Consider the following 2,073-nt stretch of genomic DNA (forward strand, 5'->3'; position numbering starts at 1 on the left):
TGTACTGTTAACTTCCTATTGCTTCCTTCAGACCCTGCCGTTGGCCAGCAACGCCCTTGCAATTCGGATTATCTTCCCCTCAGTCGGGGTGATTCAGGTTTCTTTCAACCTGACGGGTTTGCCAGCTTCGCTGGGCAAACAAAAAAGCCAGTACCTTAAATAGTACTGGCTCTCTTCTTAATCCGTCATAAAGACCAATTAGAATTTCTTTGGTGCGTAACCTGTCATTACTTTAAGTTGGAGCTCTTTGCCCAGTTTCGTCATAGGGTGAACCACGACTAAACCGCGTACCGATTTTTTCAGCTTACCCATGTCCGCCTGCTCAGCTTTAGTGATCTCACGAGAAAACGGCATGTCTAACAAGCTCTTGCGCTCTTTGTTCATGTCGTAACTCTGTTTGTGTTTCATTGAGTTAGCTTTCTTAGTCAGCTTGTCGATATCATTAGTAAACTTAGTGATCATCTCTTGGTCACCACGGCCTTTGGCTGCCTCTAGTTTACGTTTGCAGTTATCTAGACGGTTATTAATATTTTGTAGTTCTTGCTTTAGGCTCATGGTCACACTCATATAGAAACGGAAAAGGGCGGCGAGTTTAGCATAAAGCCCACCCACTGCCCTAATTATAATCACTCTCAAACCACTTGGAATTTATATCATTATTAAGTAAAACTATTATTATCCAGCATCAATAAGGATTAGTTATGCTTTCACGCCTGCTCTTGCCTGCCATTCTTGTTTCTAGTAGCGCTTTTGCCGCTTCAGACAACATCGTGATTCGCTATCTAGAGCCAAACAACGCCAGCGAAGCCGAGCTAAAAACAGCCATTGAAGAGAGCGAAGTGAACCAAACTTTGATTGACCTTTCCGATCAACTTTTCCCTTTCAACAACACGCTAACCGTTCAGTATGGCAGTGACGATGGTCCTATGTACGATCCGCAGAACCATGTGGTGCACATGCCTTACCATTTCTACCAAGAAGCGCTGCACTACTTCAAAAAGAACAAGTATGACGAGAAATACGGTAAGTCCGCTGAATTAGGGGCATTAGATACGGTACTACATACATTGCTACATGAAGCTGGCCACGCTTACATTGCAGACCAAAACATCCCAATACTTGGCAAAGAAGAAGACGCAGTCGATAACTTCGCTGCCCTAATAATGATTGAATATGTTGAAAATGGTGCCGATGCGGCAATTAGCGCTGCAGATATGTTCGCCTTTGAATCAGAAGATAAGCCAGACAAATACGCATTTGGTGAGTATATCGATGAACACAGCTTTGATCTTCAACGCTACTTCTCTACCTTATGTTTAGTCTATGGCAGTGACCCGAAACAGCATCAAGGTTTGCTCGATGAAGTCGAAAATGACTTCTTAGCCGATCGTAAAGATTTTTGTGTTTTCCAGTACAGAAACATTGGTTACAACTGGCATTACTACTTAAATGTCGAGCAATCAACTCAAGAACAATAGCAATGCTTTATCCAAGGGTAGAGAAACTTTTTCTTTGCCCTTTCTTTTCCACTAGCTCACCTAATTGCACATCAAATATCGTCGAGCATCTAACCGTTTGATCATGCATACAAAATGTTAGGTCAATCAACAATCAGACACTATTCGACCAATGTCTAACTCCTCAGACCAACAAACCTCTTCAAATTCGCAGCCAAATGCCGATAAATTAGCTAACCTTAGTGTATTAACTTTGGTTCTACATCAATAATTCCAATAACTAAACTCTTTGCTTACGCTTAATTCAGACACAGTTTTAACAAAGCAAGAATGTATAATTACTAATACAGGAAGTTCGTATGAGTCTTACTATTCGTAGCCGCCTTTACATTTTGGCACTAGTTCCATTGCTGGTCATTGCAATCGGTATGTTGAGTTTCACCTACATGAAGACAACTGAGCTCAATGAACAGCAGATAAAAGTCACCCACACCAACATGACGAACATGAAAAAAGCGGAACTAAAAAACTACATTCAAATGGCAAAATCCGCTTTAGAACCTTTACTAGCTCGTGGTGCATCACTTGAAGAAGCACTCCCTACATTAAAAAGCCT

Annotated in this window: 2 protein-coding genes and 1 pseudogene; 2 read left to right on the forward strand and 1 reads right to left on the reverse strand. The window is 41.5% G+C overall.

The genetic code is table 11. The features are described 5' to 3' along the window. Positions 1 to 198 precede the first annotated feature (198 nt). The gene (locus QTO00_RS18805; RefSeq protein ID WP_038204013.1) at positions 199 to 555 is read right to left on the reverse strand and encodes a YibL family ribosome-associated protein; all 357 of its coding nucleotides are present in this window, start codon (positions 553 to 555) and stop codon (positions 199 to 201) included. A 146-nt stretch (positions 556 to 701) separates the two neighbouring features. Between QTO00_RS18805 and QTO00_RS18810 the strand changes: the two genes are divergently transcribed. After that, positions 702 to 1,478 carry a DUF4344 domain-containing metallopeptidase gene (locus tag QTO00_RS18810; protein ID WP_331426122.1) on the forward strand — a complete coding sequence of 259 codons (777 nt, stop codon included), beginning with the start codon at positions 702 to 704 and terminating at the stop codon, positions 1,476 to 1,478. A gap of 338 nt (positions 1,479 to 1,816) precedes the next feature. Next, positions 1,817 to 2,073: pseudogene (locus tag QTO00_RS18815) on the forward strand (methyl-accepting chemotaxis protein); the annotation flags it as partial.

It is taken from the genome of Vibrio sp. M260118 (assembly GCF_036533755.1).
Taxonomy (GTDB): Bacteria; Pseudomonadota; Gammaproteobacteria; order Enterobacterales; family Vibrionaceae; genus Vibrio.

Excerpts from the sequence above, each read along its gene's own strand:
- QTO00_RS18805 (WP_038204013.1), bottom strand. The coding sequence starts at position 555 with ATGAGCCTAAAGCAAGAACTACAAAATATTAATAACCGTCTAGATAAC.
- QTO00_RS18810 (WP_331426122.1), top strand. The coding sequence starts at position 702 with ATGCTTTCACGCCTGCTCTTGCCTGCCATTCTTGTTTCTAGTAGCGCT.